At 74.4% G+C, this 1,011-nt stretch carries 1 protein-coding gene; it reads right to left on the reverse strand.

Annotated features, from left to right (window positions below; genetic code table 11):
• Window positions 1–115 precede the first annotated feature (115 nt).
• Window positions 116–1,009, reverse strand: a complete 894-nt coding sequence (locus FHD68_RS18700; RefSeq protein ID WP_139086631.1) for a VWA domain-containing protein — start codon at window positions 1,007–1,009, stop codon at window positions 116–118.
• Window positions 1,010–1,011 lie beyond the last annotated feature (2 nt).

The raw sequence follows: 1,011 nt of genomic DNA on the forward strand, positions 1-1,011 counted from the left end.
GGCATGCCCTGTTCCCCCCCGCCAGCGGACGGCCCGCGACGGTCCAGCCACCACGCAAGCGCCAGAAGCGGCACCAGACCCGCCAGCCACCACGGCCGCAGCAGCAGCGCGCCGGTCATTCCCGCCTCCGGATCGCGGCCAGCATCAGGCAGGCGGCGCACAGCATCGCGGGCCAGATCCACAGCGACCGCCAATAGCGCAGCGGCGGCCGTTCGCCCGGGCTAGGCTCCAGCCGGTCCAGCGCCTGCGCCATCGCGGTCAAGTCAGCGGTGTCGCGCACGCGAAACAGCGCGCCCCCCGCGGTTTCGGCCACCGCGCGCAGGGTCGCCACGTCGACGGCGTCGCGGGCGGTGGGGCGGGTCTCCAGGTCCTCGGGGCCCAGGGCGATGGTGTGGATGCGCAGCCCGTGCGACGCCGCCAGGCGCGCCGCGTCCACCGCCTGCACGCTGCCCGAGGTGTCGACCCCGTCCGACAGCAGAACCACGACCCGGCCGGGCGACGTGCTGCCCTGCAGCCTGCGGATCGCCAGACCCAGGCCGTCGGCGATGGCCGTGCCGCGGCCGGACACCCCGATCTGCGCCTCGTCGATGGCCTGCACGACGGCGTTCAGATCGAAGGTCAGCGGCGCCGCGACATAGGCGCGTCCGCCGAAGATCACCAGGCCGATCCGGTCGCCCGTCCGGCTTTGCACAAAGGCGCGGGCGGTGCGCTTGACCGCGTCCAGGCGGCTGACGGGCTGACCGTCCAGGGTGAAATCGGCCTGTTCCATGCTGCCCGACAGATCCAGTGCTAGGACGATGTCCCGCCCGCTGGCGGGAACCACCTGGGCCTGGCGTTCCACCTGCGGCCCCGCCAGGGCGACGACAAGCAGCACCCAGGCCGCGGCCGCCAGCCACGGGGCGCGGTGCAGCGGCGGCAGGCTACCAGGCGTGGCATGGGGCAACAGGTGGTCGGGCACGTCCAGCGCCGCGCGGGGCCGGACCACCGGCGGCAGAAGCCAGCGCAGCAGCA

This window comes from Paracoccus marcusii, from assembly GCF_006151785.1.
GTDB classification, from domain to species: domain Bacteria; phylum Pseudomonadota; class Alphaproteobacteria; order Rhodobacterales; family Rhodobacteraceae; genus Paracoccus; species Paracoccus marcusii.